Raw genomic sequence first — 15,764 nt, 5'->3', positions numbered from 1 at the left:
TATTGATAGCGTCATGTCGGTCCTGGTCCCGTACCGGAGGAACACTATGGGTAACGATGTGGATAAGCGGGGCGGCGGGTTGGGCTCGCGCTTCCACCTGCTGTGGGCGGCATATGTCATCTCGAACACGGGGACCTGGATCTATCGGATCACGCTGCCCCTGCTCGTGCTCGACCTGACCGGATCAGCGCTGCAGACCGCGGCGCTCTACGCCTTGGAGTACGGACCTTTCCTACTGCTGTCGCTGCCCGGCGGGGTGTTCGCCGACCGTTTTGACCGAAAGCGGTTACTCGTGGTCGGTGACCTCGTAGCTGGTGTGTTCGCGCTCGCGCTGGCGATCATGGTGTCGGTCGGCGCAGTGCACCTGATCCTGATCTACGCCGTGGCGCTGCTGCTGTCGTCGGTGGAGCCGATGTACCACCCGGCGTTCCAGGGCTGGCTGCCTGACGTGGTGCGCGCCAATAACCTCGACCGCGCCAACGCGCTGCTGCAGTCCAGTGACAACGTGGTCAGCCTCGCCGGTCCGGTGCTCGCCGGCGGCCTTGTCGCCTTTGTCGGGTTCGAGACCGCCATCTACATCGACGCCTTTTCGTTCGTCGCCAGTGCCTTCATCATCCTGCTGATCCGGGTGACGCCTCGACCACCCGCAGCGGTCGAGACCACGCCCGTGCGCATGATCAGCGGCATTAGGGAGGCACTGCGCTACATCACCAGGGAGAACAGGCCGCTGCTCGCGGGAAGCCTGCTGTTCACCGGCACCAACTTCGCCATCTGGCTGATCCAGGCGAACCTCGTCTACTACCTCACGACCTACCTCGAGATGTCATCCACAGCCGTGGGCATGGTGTTCGCCGCCCAGGGCGGCGGCGCGCTGCTCGGCTCACTGCTCGCGCCGAAGGTGATCCGCAGACTCGGCAACGGCAGGACCATCGCCTTGTCCACGGTGGCCGCGGGGCTGACCACAGCGCTGCTGGTGGTCTTCCGGGATCCCATCGGCGTGGCCGTGGTGTCCGCGTTGGTGTTCGTTTTGGGATCGATGAACGTGGTCGCCTGGTTCACATTGCGTCAGCGCATAGTCCGGCGGGATTTGCTCGGCCGGGTCGTTGCGACCACTCGCATGATCGCCTTCTCCAGCATCCCGCTGGCCTCGATCGTCGCGGGCAGCCTGGAAAGCATGTTGCACAACATGGTCCTGATCATCCTGGTCGGCGCTGGTCTGCGTGCCTTCGTCGGGCTTCTCGGCCTGCGCAGCAGCCTTGCCAGCGTGGAATCCACCGAGGCCACGCCCGCGGGTAGGAACTCGTCGTGATGACTGCCATGCGCGGTTCCGCAATTGTCACAACTGATGCGTTCTGGGCCTTGCGGAGTCGGTGATGCGCCCTGGATTTCGTAGAGTCGACTTGGTGGACTTCATGCCACGATTGGGGCGGCGTGAAGTCTTTCACACTCGATCGGGGTGGGCACGTCCAGGGAACTGTCCAGCCCCGCCGCTGGCTGCGTGGCCGCAGACCAGCGAAGGGTGCGATCCCCTTCGGCCGGAACGCCCAGTCCATCTGCACTGTCGGGTGGCCCGATCGAGGCCCAAGCCGGGATCGGTTTGGCAGGGCTGTGGGGTGGCGGCCACGTTGCGTCGGTGGACGGGATGCGGTTCGTTGTCCCGGTCCGCACCCTGCACTCGGCCCAACCCTCGGCACTTCCCGCGCGGCCGCGGGTCGCGCGGGGCGACGTGGTTGAACATGGTCAACGACCAAACCGCCGGGCTCGTCGCGAAGGTCGTCGCGGCACCCCGCGCGACTCGCTGCACGTGCTCGACGTGCTCTATGACCGCGACGGCGGCGTGAAACCGCAGATGACCGTCACCGACACCGCGTCCTACAGCGACATCGTGTTCGGACTCCTGTCGCTCGCGAGCTGCTGGACCTACCGCCCGCAGCTCGCGGACCTGCCGGATCAGAAGCTGTGGCGGATCGACCCGAAAGCCGATTACGGGCCGTTCACCACCGCCGCCCGCGGCCGCGTCGACCTCACGCGGGCGGCCCAGCACTGGGAGGACATCCTGCGGATCGTCGCCTCCATCCACACCGGCGCCGTCCGCGCCCACGACGTGATCCGGATGCTCTCGCGCGACGGGCACCCCACCCAACTCGGCGAGGCCATCGCGAAAGCCTTCGACCAACTGGGATCGGACAAAGCCGCGGTCCGGCTGGCCGGGTTCTATGCGTTGGAACGCATCGGGCAGAGCATGCCGGGCCAGCAGGAGGCGAGTGCCGCAGCGACTCCCCCGAGGATCGCGTGGCCAGACACAACGGCCGCGAGCAGCCAGGCTCGGCCTACCTGAGAACCGTGTGGATCACCGGTTGGATGTGGCCGCGAAGAGGTTCCACGAGGTCGGGGTGTTCGGCGTGACGGTGCAGCAGGGTCGCGGCGGCGCGGATCTGCGCCGAGCCAACCCCGACCTCGTCTCCTACGCCGACTGGCTCGGCCTGGTCTGCTAGCCACGCCCCCGCGCCGACGGACGACGTCGACTGCGGCCGTTCACCGAGGTCGCGGGCCGGATCGCCGGTCCCCCATAGCGCTGATACGGCTGGCCAGCCGGGACGTCCCAATGGTCACCGACTTCCTGTCCACCCTCGTGAGCAACCCGATGGTCTTCGACAGCCCGGAGGCATGGGGCGAATCGGAGGACTGAGATCCCCAGGGCAAGGCCCCATCGCCCACCGCCCACCAGTGGCGGGGTCAGCGTCGTGCGAGGTAGACCCAGGTGATCGCGCAGTGCAGCGGGCGGCCATGTCTGCGAGGTCGATACCGCCCGCGCTCCGTGTCCGGCAAGGCTGTCCGCAGGTGGCCGAGTGGACCAGCACGGTGATCACGACACCCGGTCGGCGGTGGTGGCACCGGACGCGATTCCACGATCCTGACCGGGTGGGTGTCTGAGCGGCATGGCGGGAGGTCGGTTGTCACGAACACGTTCCACCAGGGCGCCGGTACCCGCCCAGCCGCCGGTCACCGTGGCGGTCGACCCGCGCCAGGGCCCGATGAACGGCCTCTCCCCCTCCGCCAGCACGGGCGCCGTCGTGATCACCGGCTCCGGGAACACAACCTGCCCGACCGACTCACCGGCCGACCGCCGACTCGGCCTGATCACCGTCACAAGCCGCGAAGCCCTGCGCCCCAACGATGATCGGACTCGACGACCATCCACAACGGACACCCATCCCCGTACTCCGCGAAGTAGGCGGACTCCTGGGGACCTGTCCGATGGGTCCGGGTCGGGGAGGTGTCCGGGTTGGTGACACCCGAACCTGAACAGCCCGAGGACCCCGAGGCCGCGGGCCGCGGCCGGGGAGGCGAGCCGGAGGTGCGCAACACGGTGTCGGGCGCCGCGGGTGCGGTGGTGCAGGCCGGTGTGATGCACGGTGACGTGCACCTGCACGCGGCACCTCCGCCCGCGCCGGTGGTGCCGCGTCAACTGCCCGCCGCGCCGGTGGTGTTCGCCGGGCGGGTGGCGGAGTCGGCCGAGCTGGACCGTGTCCTGACCGCCGTACCCGGTAGTCGGGACGCGATCGCGGCGGGAACGGTCCCGGTCGACCCTGCGGTGGGCACGGCGGTGATGATCTCGGCCATCGGCGGGACGGGCGGGGTCGGCAAGACCTGGCTGGCCCTGGCCTGGGCGCACCGCAACCTGCACCGGTTCCCCGACGGGCAGCTGTTCGTCGACCTGCGCGGGTTCAGCCCCACCGGGAGACCGGTCGAACCGGGTGACGCGGTGCGCGGTTTCCTCGACGCCCTCGGCGTCGACCCCGGCGGACTCCCGCCGGAGCTGGCCACGCAGACCGCGCTGTACCGCAGCCTGGTCGCCGGGCGACGGATGCTCATCGTGCTGGACAACGCCGCCACCGCCGACCAGGTCGTCCCGCTGCTGCCCGGCAGCCCCACCTGCACGGTGCTGGTCACCGGCCGCACCACACTGCCGTCCCTGATCGACCGGCACGGCGCCCGCCACCTGCAACTGGACGTCCTCACCCACGACGAGGCCCGCGTCCTGCTGGCCGCACGCCTCGGCGACGAACGGGTGGCCGCCGAACCCGGTGCGACCGCCGAGCTGATCGGCCTGTGCGGGCGCCACCCGCTGGCGTTGACGATCACCGCCCGCCACGCCGCCACCCGCCCCACCATCCCGCTGGTCGAGTTCGCCACCGAACTACGCGACCTGGGGCTGGAGATGCTCGACCACGACGATCCCGACGCCAGCCTGCCCACGGTGCTGTCCTGGTCCCTGCGCCACCTCACCGAACCGCAGCGACGGGTGTTCGCCTTGCTCGGAATCACCCCCGGCCCGGACACCGACCTGTCCGCCGTCACATCGCTCACCGGCCTGCCACCGCCGCAAACACGCAAGATCCTGCGCGTCCTGGAGGAACACTCCCTGCTCGACCGGCACCCGCACGGCCGCTACGCGATGCACGACCTGGTCCGCGCCTACGCCGTCGCCTACGCCCACGACACACTCCCCGAACCGGCACGAACGGCGGCGTTGGAGCGTGTGACGGACTTCTACCTGCACACCGCCTCCGCCGCCGACCGCCTGCTGGACCCCCACGGCACACCGACCCCGCTCGACCCGTCCGCGCCCGGCACACGGCCACACCCGCTGTCCGACCACGCCGCCGCGCTGGCCTGGTTCGACACCCACCACTCCCATCTGCTCGCCGTCCAGCGCACCGCCGCCCTGCACCACCGCCATCAGATCGTGTGGAACCTGGCCAGGACCCTGGGCACCCTGCACTGGCGGCGAGGGCACCGCCACGACGATCTGGCCGTGTGGCAGGCCGCCACCGATGCCGCCGACCACCTGCCCTCGCCCGCCACCCGCAGCTACGCCCACCAACGGCTCGGTCACGCCCACGCCGTGCTCGGAGGACACGAGCAGGCCATCACCCACCTGCGCCAAGCCCTCGCCCTCGCGGAACTGCACCAGGACCTCGAGCGGCAGGCCCACATCCACCACACCTTCGCGCAGGTGTGGGAGCTTCGAGGGGACAACGGGCAGGCTCTGGTGCACGCCCACCACGCGCTGGACCTCTTTCGCGTCCTCGGCCAGCCGGGAAGGGTGGCCATCACGCTCAACCAGGTGGGCTGGTTCGCCGCGTGCCTGGGCGACTACGACACCGCCCGCACCCACTGCCAGGCCGCCCTGTCCCTGCACCGCAGCCACCACAACCTCAACGGCCAGGCGGCCACCCTGGACAGCCTGGCCTTCGTCGAACACCACACCGGCCACCACCTCCAGGCCGTCGACCACTACCGACAAGCCCTCACCCTGTTCCGCACCCTCGGCCACACCGCCGCGGCCGCCGATGTCCTCGACAGCCTCGGCCGCCCCCACGCCGCCCTCGGCCACCACGCGCAGACCGGCGAGGTATGGCGGGAAGCCCTGGAGCTGTACCGGCAGTTGGGACGCACCACCGACGCCGACCGCGTACAGCGGCAACTCGACGACCTCGATCCGGAGCAGACGTCGATCAGACCGTCATAGAGGCGGCCGAGTGGCGGCGGTTGCCTGTCGGTAGGACCGCCGGTGCGGGAAGCGCGGGTTCACTCGGTCGTCTCCTCAGCACCCGCCCCGGTAAGCCCGGCTCGCGACGTCTCCGGGGCTCTGCCCTCGCTATATGTACAGGTCAGCCGACCAAGTTGGGTGTGGAGGACGCCAGTCCCCCGAGGGGTCGGGACGGTCCGCGGCACCGCGGTCGCGGGTGCCGGGTCCGGTGTAGCGCCGGGGGCGGGATGCACGACCGCAGAGACATGGTCAACTCCGAGGACAGCCCGGTGAACACGCCTGCTCCGGTAGCGGGGGTGGTGCGGCCGCCGTTGCCGCGGTGGACGGTTCCGGCGGTCGCGGTGGCGGTGCTGGCCGTGACCGCTGTGGCGTCGGTGCTGCTGTGGACGTGGGTCGACGGCCTGCAACTGGAGCAGGACAAGCGGGCCACCGCGGTGCTCGAGGTGTTCAAGCTCGCCGCGTCGGTCGCCGTCGGCGGCGGCGGACTGTTCGCTTTGTACCTGGCCGCGCGACGGCAGCGCACCCAGGAGCTTGAGCTGGCACAGCGGGAAAAAGTGCAGGCCCACGCCGAGCGGGTGCAGGCTCATGCCGAGCAGGTTGCGGAAGCCAGTCGGGTGGATGCCCAGCAGGTTCAGGCTCATGCGACGCAAGTCGCGGAGAACAACCGGGTGCACGCCGAGCGGGTCGCCGAGGCCACCGTGCCCTCTCCGACTGCACCTTGCGGGTGTGCCCGGCGCTGATCTGCGAGCCGCAAAGCAGGTTCGGACGCTGGCAGGGCAGGTTGTCCGGACTTACATTGCGAATTCGGTGCCGAGCACGCGGTATCGGCTACTCCGCGAGCTTGGCGCGAAGTGCACGCAGATCCTCGTCCCGGTGCCGCAGCAGTCGGCCTCGCCGATCGGAGGCGAGGTCAGCTGGCTTGATCACTACCAGCCGCAGTCCGTGGGCCGGGATCTGCTCGTTTCGGCGCTGGTCATACCGCGCGCGTTGCAGTCCGCGGTGGACACCGCTGACAGTGAGCTATTCCGCGTAACGACTGGTGGCGCTGTGTGATCGCCGTGGATTCGGTGCCGCGCCTCGGGCGCGGCGGAGACGAAAGACGCGGAACTCCCGCTATGAAGGTGGTCCTACCAAAGATCATCTTCACGAGGAGTTCCGCGCGTCATGAGTGTCGCATACGAGGCTGTGCTCGACGTGTCGGAGGACAGCGTCCTGTTCCTGTCCATGCTGTTGCACGATGGACGGGTGCGTCGGGGCACACGGAAGGCCACTCGGGCGATGGGAACCTACAAGCAGGCGGTGTTGGTGCTGCGGTGATTCCTCGACGACACCCGGATGTCGGGGTTGGCCCGCGACAACGGGATCTCGTCCTCGACGGCGTACGCCTACCGCGACGAGGGGATCGCGGCGCTCGCGCCGTCGTTGCACGGCGCGTTGTTGGCGGCCAAGGTCGTCGGGTACTCGCACGTGATCGTGGACGGCACGCTGATCCGGACCGACCGGATCTCCACTCCCGGCCCCACCGTCGGGGTGGACCTGTGGTGGAGTGGAAAACACAAGCACCACGGTGGGAACATTCAGGTCGTGTCCGCTCCGGACGGGTGGCCGTTGTGGACCTCCGGGGTGCGGCCCGGCCGGGAGCACGACATGAGTGCCGCCCGCACCGACCCGGAACTGTTGGGCCGGATCGCGGACTGGATCGGCGATGGCGCCCTCGCGCTGGCCGATCTGGGCTATGAGGGCGAACCCGGCCTCTTCCGGATCCCGGTCAAGAAGCCCGCGGACGCGTCGTTGACCGTGGATCAGCAGGCTTACAACGCGATCCACGGCGCGCTGCGTTGCCTGGGTGAACGCGCCAACTCGTTGCTCAAGACCACGTACAAGGCCCTGCGTCGCTATCGCGGCTGCCCGTGGAGGCTGGGTGACATCGTCGGGGCGGCGCTTGTCCTGCTGCACCACGAGAACCACCGAACCACATGATCCACAACGGTTGATCACACAACGCCACGAATGGTTACTCGGAAAGCCTCAGTGAGTCGGTCGGGTTTGTCGAAGTGCTGGTTAGGACGGTCGTGCTGGATCTCCTGGTACTCCACCACCAGAGCGTGCCGGGGCCAGTGGCTGTCAACGGGCAGTGTGCGAGCACGGCCGTCCTTGCCTGGGTCGCCGATCAACCAATCGAAGCGGGCCTGACGTTTCCCGTCCTCGTTCAACAGTTGGTCGCACAGGTCGAGTACGTACGCTTCGTCGCTGGTCTCGCGCCCCATGACAGCAATGGTGCCCCAAGTCGACCACGACCGCGTGATACGAGTCCGCTGGATCCAAAGCCGCTTGATTAGACCCGCAAACTAGGTCCGGACACCGCAAGGTGCCTACCGCAATACGACTGGACTCGACGGAATCCCCATGGTCTGGATGTTCGTGACGAGGTCGACGAGGCCGAGCGGGTAGACCGTTTCTGTCGTGTCGGCGAGTTCTGAGAGCGTCCACCACCGAACGGCGCTGATGGTGTCGGGCTGGTTGGCTTGAGCCGGGTTGATGTTCTCGGCACCAAACTCCGCGAGGAAGTAGCGCTCGACCTGCCGGACGACCTGGTCGCCGATCTCGTGTTCCTGGCTGCGTTCGGCCACCTGGTCACGCAGGTTGATGCGGGCGTCGTCGATGCCGAGTTCCTCGACCAGTTCGCGGCGGGCACCGGTGCGGTGGTCTTCGCCGTCCTCGACACGTCCGCCGGGTGTCGCCCAGAAGCCGCCGTGTTCTGGATAGTGCACCAGCAGCACCCGTCCGGCGGGGTCGAGGGCGATGACGCGGGCGGCGACGCGCAGTGGTGGGGCCATCACACCGTCCAGTGTCGCAGCCGCTGCTCAGCGGTGCGCGGGTGGTTCCGTGCGGGCGCGGAGCCGGGCACAACAGGTCCCCGGTCATGGCGGTTCTCTTACTCTTCCGGAGCGGCATCGGGTCATGCGTCGACGGTCACGGAGTTGGCCATTGGCCAATTGACCTGCGGAAACCCTCTGATTGGGGACTGGCGCGCACGCTGGTGCCCTGCCAATCTGGCCACTGTGGACGACACCCGACACCTGGAAGTGCGCCTGCCGCCCGACCTGCCGAACGACACCTACGCGGCCATCGCCTAAGCGGTCTGGGCCGTGCTCAACGCGGCCGGTCTCGGCAACACTTCCTCCCTCCGCCCGGACAGCCACGTCACCGACGCCGAGCTGATCCACGCGTTCGACCGGGACGCGCTGACCTACCCGTGGGGTCCGTGAACGTCGCGCGGGGGGCACTGAGCCGACCCGCCCTGCCGCGGCCACGTCCCCGCCGTCCGTGAACCAACCCGGACGAGACCCGCACGAACCCGGTCACCTCGACCATCAGCCAGCTGACGGCGTCACTGCGGGCAGCCTGTTCCTAACATGACCATCTGCACCCAGGCCGCGCCTGACCGCGAACCTGGACGTCAGCACGGGCCACGAGCAGAGCCAGGCCCACGACCAGCCGTCATCTAACCGATTCATCGCAGCAGCATCCCCGCTGCGACCTCACGAGCAGGACCGGAGCACCGACGCGTTTGGCCAGCACGACCGCGAACCTCGTCCTGCGTACCTCCTCGATCCGGACAACGATCTTGTACTGCGTCTCCCGTCGCCGGGTTCCGGGGCGCTGTGGTGAGGACCGAGTGGGTCATCACGAGCACGCTCGACGAGCACAGTGGAAAGAGGACCTCGTGATCTCCGAAGATCGAGTTCTGTTGCTGGACCTGGAGAATCTCGGCGCCACCCAACTCCGTCCACGGCCGTTGCGGGCACGGCTGGAAACGCTGCTGGCCGCCGCCGGGACGATCCACCACGCGGTGGCCGCCTACGCACGCCCCGACACCCTTGACGGTGATCCGCTCGCCTCGCAGCTGGCCCAGCTGCGGATCGCGCCGCTGCGCGTGGCACCCGGCCCCGACGCCGCCGAACTCGCACTGCTCGCCCACGCCCACCGCGTCCACGCCGACGGCATCCGCACCTTCCTCGTCGGCAGCGCGGACGGCCGCTTCGCCGAACTGGCCCGCCTCGGCCGAGTCGAACTGCTCGTCTGGAACGAGCAGCCGGTGGCCACCAAGCTCGCCGACGTCGTCCACCACGTCCACCGCCTGTCCCGCCCCACCGGGGCCGCGGCCGAGGAACCCGTCGACCGCGAGCAGCCCGAACCGGACTTCCCTCCTCCAGGCGCTCCGATCCCCGCTCCGGCCGACCCACGTCACACCGGGACCTCCCACGCCGCGCGGTTGCTCGCCGCGTTCACCACCGGCATCGGCATCGCCGCGGGTCAACGCTTTCTCGACGCGCTGCTCACCCGCCCGCGGCGATGACCACCGCCTACGACACGGCACACGACTCCGGCGTCGTGCGGGCCCACATGAACGGCCTCGAGCAGCGATCCGGGCAGCTCAGCCGCTGCCCCTGAAGTTTTTCAAGATTCTTTGCCCAGGATGGGGGGTGTTCCCGAGTCGAGACCCGACTAGCAGGGTAAGCGCGGGAACCAACCGGCATCCGCCTCCGGCGAGGAGACCCTCATGACGACGAACGGCGGACGACGAACCAGTCGCCCTCAACGTGATCGAGAACCTGCTGGGCGTGCTGTGGAGGCCCACCAGTCGTGATCGAGTCATCCGTGACCAACCCCGACGACGAGGACGAGGACGCCGACGGTCCCCCCGCCACCAGCGGCGGCGAACGGCTCCCCCTCAAGGAGTTCTTCGAGCTGTACCAACCCAAGATCCGGAACTACATAGCCAAGAAGGCACCCCGCGAAGCATTGACGGACATCGAGTCGAATATCTGGCTGGGCGTCCACCGGTCCTACGATCAAACTGTCCATAAAAACTGGAACAACTACATCTGGGGCATTGTCGACAATAAGATTGTAGATTGGCTTCGTGCGCGGGACAGTTCTCGGAAGCTACTAGAAGCGATCAAGCTAAAAACAGTAGAAGAGTTCGCCGAGCAGCCTGACATCTGCGACCAGGACGAATATATTCGCAGACACAGAGCATTACCCGAAGGGTTGTCGAAGCTCACCGAACCCCAGCGGACCGCAATTGACCTTCGGTTCGTCAAAGGCTTGACATGGAAGGATGTCGCGAACCACATGGGGATCAGGGTAAAAAGCGTACAAGGTCATGTCGATCGGGCGCTCGTCAAACTTCGGAAACATATGTCAGAGGTAGGACTCACTACTCCCGCGGCATCTCCTACGACCTTGAAGGAGGACAAGTGAACGCTGATGGCGACGGTCGCGACGACATCGAAGACCTGCTCTCGCGTCAGGCGCCTGACATCTCCTGGGTCGCGGACGTGCCGCCCCTGACCTTCGAGGACGTGCAGGCGCGCGCCGAGTCGCTCACGGCCGACGAGCAGGCGACGGTGGACGACGACATGCGGCGCATCGAACTCGGTCACGGCGCGCTGGAACTGGCTCGCGGCTACATCGCGATGGGTGATCTGAGCACCGCCGAGTACTACCTGACGATGGCCACGAATTACGGCGTGTCGGGCGTGAACAGCCTCCTCGGTCAGATCGACGAACTCCGGGCCGAGCTTCCGTCATACGAGAGGAACGACGACGGAAGCACGAACACTGACCTTTACTCTTCCAGCTTCCAGTGGGCGCGCAACATCGTCGACGACGCCAAGACCGAGGCGGCCCAGATCGTGGATGACGCGTTGTCCACCATGAAGCGAGTGATCAGTCAAGCCCAAGAGCGCGCCAGCGAAATTGTGGCGGCGGCCAGGGCTGAAGCCGCTGCCGAAAACCTGCTTGACACTCGGGGCGGGCTTGTCCGTGATGTCACCGGGTTCTCTTCGCCTGTCAAGTCGGAGCATGTCGTCAGTCGTACAGCTTTGGCTACAGCTGTGGCAAACTTTTTGCTCGTGAGCGGCGCGAAGCATGCGGATGAGCACGCGGACATGGTTTCGAAAACCGATCAGCATGGTAGGAAGATATGGGTAGCGTTCAAAAGTAGCGACTTCGCCTTGGACTCTTGGTTGTTCTCATGGCAAGCTCTTGCGGCCGCCGAAATCCTTGCAGGGAAGGAATCTGATGAAGACTTGAACGAAAACAAGGTTCTCCCGGATGCGCCCGTGACTAAAACAAGCCTTCTGGATTTCTCCAACGGACTATGGCATGCCAGGGAACGGGTCTTGCCAATATTGATCCCGAAGGCAGCACTGGACGCCTTCATTGTCACATCACCAAGAAGACTCGCACTATCCCGCGAAATCCCCATGCTTCACATCAGGCGCAGGGAGTCCGATCCGATCCCGGAATCGGTGGAAGATCGGCCGGGTGGAGTCGATGACAACTTCGACACCCAGGTCGGCGAGCCCAAACTGATCGGCGAGCTCAAGTTCGGCACCCAGATCGGCAAGCGCAAGTCGGCCTGGGTGGTCGATGACGCGAGGGACGACTGCAAGAAGTAGAAGCCGTACGCATCGGACGTGCACGAGTGAGGGCCCCGGCTCAGCCGGGGCCCCTCACAGGGTGCGCATTTCCTAGCCGATGCTCAGCTTCTCGAGCAGAACGACCAGGATGATCCTCAGGGCGTCCGGTGAGAGGAACGCCAGCGCGGCGACGGCGATCACGATGATCCCCACGAAGAACAGGGTGAGCAGGCACAGGCTTCGGATTCGGCGAGGATCGCCGAGCAGCTGGTGGACCATCGCGCTCCATGTTTCGGGGTCGTTCTCGTCGTGACGGCCGTCCGGCGCGTTACCGTTCGACGGCATTAGGCTCATGGTGCGGTGCTCCTCGGTTCCTAACGGCTACCTGGGTTAGCGCTGCGAATAGAGGGACCCTCCAGGCCCGGAGGGTCCCTCGCCGCGTTGATGCGCCGTTAACCCACTAGTCGCGGTCCGACCGGGAAACACCCCCTATCCGTCCGGATCTTTTCCGGGGAGCCGCTACCCCAGGCGCCGCGAGCCGGGGACCGGAAGCCCAGCGCCAGGCTCGCACCGCACCGGGCGGCGGTCGCGTCTCCTTCGTCGGCAGCGCGGGAGTCGTGTCCGCGTCGCCCTGCCAACCCAACTCCCAGACCACACCGACGTCCGAACGTCCTGCTCCGGACCAGCGATTGGTACGGACTGGGCGCTGGGCGGGACACTGGTCCACCACCTCGTTCCCGGCCGAAAAGAGCCTTCGCGTGACCATGTCGACGTCCCCGATCGTGCGCCGCTCGGCGCGCGCGTTACTGCTGGACGACCAGCAGCGGTTGGTGCTGATCAAACGCACCAAACAGGGGCAGTCCCCGTACTGGACCAGCCCCGGCGGCGGGATCGACGACGCCGACGCCACGGCAGAGGCAGCGCTGGAGCGGGAGTTGGCCGAGGAACTCGGTGCGACGGCCGCGGTCGGCGGCCGGGTCCTGCTGATCTCCTCCCCCACTAGTGGCGGGGTGTCGGTGCAGGAGGTCTTCATCGCGCGGCTGCGCACGCTGGACGAGGCCGCGCGCACAGGTGAGGAGTGGACCGACGGCCGCCGCGGCGGCTACGAGGTCGTGCACGTCCCGATCCACCAGGTCGACACGATCGACCTGAAGCCCGCCGTGCTGCGGGGCTTCGTGCTGGACAACGTCGACGCGCTGGTCGCCGAAGCCACCGACCTGGCCTAGCCGGGCACCCACCAGGACGCCGGGTCGAGCCGGAACCGCGTGGCGGCGGCGAACACCGCGGCCACGGTCGGCTCTCCGGCCGGGGCACAGGTGGTGAGCGCGGCGACGGCGCCGATCAGGAGCTGGTGGGACACGATCACCACCGGCCCGCCCAGGCCGGTGACGCCGTCGGCGAGCAGGTCTGCGGTGTCGCGTGCGGCTCGGGCCCGCGTGTGGAGGTCCTCGAGGCTTTCCCCGCCGGGCAGCGCGGTGCCGATGCGCCGGTGCCGATTCGTTTTCCACGCCGTGTACCGCGGCGGGTACTGCTCCGGGCCCAAGCCGAGCACGCAGTCCGGCGCCTGCCACTCCCGCAGCACCTCCAGCGCCGGAAGCAGCGGGACGGCCAAGGCATGGGCGAGCAGCTCGGCGGTCGTGCGGGCGCGGGGCAGCGGGCTGGACACGATCAGCACCGGGTTCACCATCCGCAGCCGGTCGGCCGCCGCGAGGGCTTCGTCGCGTCCGTGGTCGGAGAGCGGGGTGTCGGGTCGGGCGTGGGCGTGGGGGCGTTGTTCGCCGTCGATGCTGGTGCCGTGCCGCATCCACAGCACCGGCGCATACCGGTTTGCCGCGGTGGGCGGGGTCAGGTCAGGCACCAGCCGCCGTCCACGGTCAGCGTCTGGCCGGTGATGAACCCCGCTCCCCTGCTGGCCAGGAACGCCACCAGCGCGGCCACGTCGTCCGGGTGGCCGCGGCGCTGGAGGGCTTGGCGGCCGAGTTGGCGGATCTGCATCGCCGCGTAGTCCTCGACCACGGCCTGTTCGGCATCCACGACGATCGATCCGGCGCGCACCGTGTTGGCGGTGACGCCGTGCGGACCGAGCTCGCGGGCCAGCGCGCGGGTCAGGCCTTCGAGTCCGGCCTTGGCCGCGATGTACCCGGCCAACTCGACCCGGCCGACCCCGGCCAGCACCGACGAGATCGTGATCAGCCGTCCGCGGTCCCCTGCGGCGATCAGTGCGGGGGTGGCGGCGTGGGCGAGGGCGGCGTGGACGGTGAGGTTGAGGGTGACCTGCTCGGCGAACACCGAGGGGGTGCTGGCCTGCCACGGGATGCGTGGATAAGCGCCCGCCGCGCACACCAGCACCGCCGGACGGTGGTCGAGCAGGGCGGTGCTGGCCGCGGTCAGGCCGCCGGGAGTGGTGAGGTCGCCGGTGACGACGTCGACGGCCGCGCCTCGCCGCGCGCACGCGGCGGTGACGGCGTCCAGGTCGGGGCCGAGGCGCAGGTGGGTGAGCAGCAGGTCGTGGTTGGCGGCCAGGTGCTCGGCGATGGCAGCGCCGATGCCGCTGCCCGCACCGGTGATCGCCGCCCGCGCCCGCGCGGTGGGCTGGTGGTTCACGTCGGGTTCCTCGTGCTGGTGGTGGCCTGCCCGGTCTCGGCCGTCGGGCCGGTGGTGGTGAGGCCGAGTAGGTGGTGCAGGTCGGTGTCGTGGTCAAGCAGGTCGGCGAGCGCGGCCAGCAGCAGCGCGGCCCGCGGGAGCGGGAGGTCGGCCGGGCGGTGCACGGTGAGCAGCCGCATCAGCAGGTAGGGGCGCAGCCACCCGGCGACGTCGGGGACGCCGAGGTCTGCGGCCAGCGGCAGGATGAGGTCCTCGAGCCAGGCGCGGGCGAAGGCCGCGCGGGCGCCCCAGGGCCGGTGCTCGACGTGGAGTTCCACCGTGTCGTCGTGCTGGTGGACCGCGACGTCCGGTTCGTGGGCGGTGGCGGCGAGGGCGGTGGGGTGGTCGCGGTAGGCGGCAAGGTCGCGCACGGGGGTGAGCCAGGGGCCGTGGATCCACAGGTCGGCCAGCATCACCGCGAGTTCGCCGGGGATCGCGGTGCGTCCGGCGGTGTCGTAGTCCAGCCAGGTCGGGCCGTGCTGCGGGTGCCAGGCCAGGTTGAACGGGGTCGGGTCGCCCTGCCCGATCCCGGCGAGCACGGATCGGTGCGGGCCGAGGTCGTCGCGCAACTGCTCCACGAGCACGGCGAAGTCGATGCGGGTGGGGCGGCCGTTGACCACGAGCGGGGTGGTGGCCAGGTCGCGGGCGTGCAGCGAGCGCCCATCGGGGAACACCAGCCACGGGTCGGTGTGATGGTGGGTGTCGAGTCGGCCGCCGGGGGCGGCGCGGTCGCGGTAGAGCTTGCCGACGACCTCGCACCCGCACCGGAGTTCCGCGGTCTCGGTGAACACCCGCCGGTAGTGGCCGGTGAACGCGGCGGAGGCCGCAGCTAGGTGCGTGTGGTCGCCGGTGGCGTCGGCGTGACCGAGGACGTCGAGCAGCAGCCCGTGGTCGGGGCGCAGGTGCGGGACCCGGTCGTAGAGCAGCACGGTCGCGCCGGGTAGCCGCCGCGCGTGGTGCAGCCGCGGTACCGGGTAGTGCCCGGCCAGCGCCCGGTGGCCGGTGATCTCGGCGGCGGCTTCGTCGTGGTGGGGGTTGGCCTTGACGAACAGGGCACGGTGGCCGAGGTCGAGGTGCCAGGTGTGGTTGGCGGTGGCACGGCGGTGGTGCCCGATCCACAGCAGGGCGGCCAC

At 68.6% G+C, this 15,764-nt stretch carries 15 protein-coding genes and 1 pseudogene; 10 read left to right on the top strand and 6 right to left on the bottom strand.

What is annotated here, in order from left to right:
• Positions 1 to 46: 46 nt before the first annotated feature.
• From RM788_RS52715 to RM788_RS52690, 6 genes and pseudogenes are all read left to right on the top strand, one after another.
• Positions 47 to 1,309 carry an MFS transporter gene (locus RM788_RS52715; protein WP_315929370.1) on the top strand — a complete coding sequence of 421 codons (1,263 nt, stop codon included), beginning with the start codon at positions 47 to 49 and terminating at the stop codon, positions 1,307 to 1,309.
• 147 nt (positions 1,310 to 1,456) lie between these two features.
• Positions 1,457 to 2,338: a Tn3 family transposase gene (locus tag RM788_RS52710; protein WP_399342848.1), complete on the top strand. Its 882-nt coding sequence runs from the start codon at positions 1,457 to 1,459 to the stop codon at positions 2,336 to 2,338.
• Between the two features lie 19 nt (positions 2,339 to 2,357).
• On the top strand, positions 2,358 to 2,495 hold the full coding sequence (locus RM788_RS52705; RefSeq protein WP_315929369.1) for a hypothetical protein: 138 nt from the start codon (positions 2,358 to 2,360) through the stop codon (positions 2,493 to 2,495).
• Positions 2,496 to 3,289: 794 nt separating this feature from the next.
• A complete protein-coding gene (locus RM788_RS52700; RefSeq protein WP_315929368.1) occupies positions 3,290 to 5,536 on the top strand; it encodes an ATP-binding protein in 2,247 nt (748 codons plus the stop codon).
• Positions 5,537 to 5,802: 266 nt separating this feature from the next.
• Positions 5,803 to 6,297 carry a hypothetical protein gene (locus RM788_RS52695; protein ID WP_315929367.1) on the top strand — a complete coding sequence of 165 codons (495 nt, stop codon included), beginning with the start codon at positions 5,803 to 5,805 and terminating at the stop codon, positions 6,295 to 6,297.
• A 424-nt stretch (positions 6,298 to 6,721) separates the two neighbouring features.
• Positions 6,722 to 7,537, top strand: a pseudogene (locus tag RM788_RS52690) (transposase family protein).
• 14 nt (positions 7,538 to 7,551) lie between these two features.
• On the opposite strand, the gene RM788_RS52685 reads toward RM788_RS52690, so the two are convergent.
• Together RM788_RS52685 and RM788_RS52680 are read right to left on the bottom strand one after the other, a co-directional pair.
• Positions 7,552 to 7,824: a hypothetical protein gene (locus RM788_RS52685; protein WP_315929366.1), complete on the bottom strand. Its 273-nt coding sequence runs from the start codon at positions 7,822 to 7,824 to the stop codon at positions 7,552 to 7,554.
• 105 nt (positions 7,825 to 7,929) lie between these two features.
• The gene (locus RM788_RS52680) at positions 7,930 to 8,394 is read right to left on the bottom strand and encodes an NUDIX hydrolase (protein ID WP_315934948.1); all 465 of its coding nucleotides are present in this window, start codon (positions 8,392 to 8,394) and stop codon (positions 7,930 to 7,932) included.
• A gap of 890 nt (positions 8,395 to 9,284) precedes the next feature.
• Here RM788_RS52680 and RM788_RS52675 point away from each other — a divergent pair.
• The 3 genes from RM788_RS52675 to RM788_RS52665 all read left to right on the top strand — a co-directional run bounded on the left by RM788_RS52675 (position 9,285) and on the right by RM788_RS52665 (position 12,027).
• Positions 9,285 to 9,917 carry a hypothetical protein gene (locus tag RM788_RS52675; protein WP_315929365.1) on the top strand — a complete coding sequence of 211 codons (633 nt, stop codon included), beginning with the start codon at positions 9,285 to 9,287 and terminating at the stop codon, positions 9,915 to 9,917.
• A 287-nt stretch (positions 9,918 to 10,204) separates the two neighbouring features.
• The gene (locus RM788_RS52670; protein ID WP_315929364.1) at positions 10,205 to 10,825 is read left to right on the top strand and encodes an RNA polymerase sigma factor; all 621 of its coding nucleotides are present in this window, start codon (positions 10,205 to 10,207) and stop codon (positions 10,823 to 10,825) included.
• Entirely contained in the window at positions 10,822 to 12,027 is a 1,206-nt protein-coding gene (locus RM788_RS52665) for a hypothetical protein (RefSeq protein ID WP_315929363.1), read from the top strand. The genes RM788_RS52670 and RM788_RS52665 overlap by 4 nt, the downstream gene beginning before the upstream one ends.
• Before the next feature lie 72 nt (positions 12,028 to 12,099).
• Here the strand turns inward: RM788_RS52665 and RM788_RS52660 are convergent, their stop codons facing one another.
• Positions 12,100 to 12,333 (bottom strand): hypothetical protein, encoded by a 234-nt coding sequence (locus RM788_RS52660; RefSeq protein ID WP_315929362.1) that lies wholly within the window; start codon positions 12,331 to 12,333, stop codon positions 12,100 to 12,102.
• A 419-nt stretch (positions 12,334 to 12,752) separates the two neighbouring features.
• Between RM788_RS52660 and RM788_RS52655 the strand changes: the two genes are divergently transcribed.
• Positions 12,753 to 13,214 (top strand): NUDIX domain-containing protein, encoded by a 462-nt coding sequence (locus RM788_RS52655; RefSeq protein WP_315934947.1) that lies wholly within the window; start codon positions 12,753 to 12,755, stop codon positions 13,212 to 13,214.
• Here RM788_RS52655 and RM788_RS52650 read toward each other — a convergent pair.
• Genes RM788_RS52650 through RM788_RS52640 form a run of 3 tightly spaced genes read right to left on the bottom strand, consistent with a single transcriptional unit; the run spans position 13,211 to position 15,764 of the window.
• Positions 13,211 to 13,846, bottom strand: a complete 636-nt coding sequence (locus RM788_RS52650) for a histidine phosphatase family protein (RefSeq protein ID WP_315929361.1) — start codon at positions 13,844 to 13,846, stop codon at positions 13,211 to 13,213. The genes RM788_RS52655 and RM788_RS52650 overlap by 4 nt on opposite strands.
• Complete coding sequence (locus RM788_RS52645) at positions 13,834 to 14,592, bottom strand: SDR family NAD(P)-dependent oxidoreductase (protein ID WP_315929360.1); 759 nt, start codon at positions 14,590 to 14,592, stop codon at positions 13,834 to 13,836. Before RM788_RS52645 ends, RM788_RS52650 begins: the two co-directional genes overlap by 13 nt.
• Positions 14,589 to 15,764 carry a hypothetical protein gene (locus RM788_RS52640; protein ID WP_315929359.1) on the bottom strand — a complete coding sequence of 392 codons (1,176 nt, stop codon included), beginning with the start codon at positions 15,762 to 15,764 and terminating at the stop codon, positions 14,589 to 14,591. Before RM788_RS52640 ends, RM788_RS52645 begins: the two co-directional genes overlap by 4 nt.

The sequence above is a fragment of the Umezawaea sp. Da 62-37 genome (assembly GCF_032460545.1).
Classification (GTDB): Bacteria; Actinomycetota; Actinomycetes; order Mycobacteriales; family Pseudonocardiaceae; genus Umezawaea.
The sequence above is the reverse complement of the archived record's forward strand: the minus strand, read 5'-3'. Positions and strand labels throughout refer to the sequence as shown.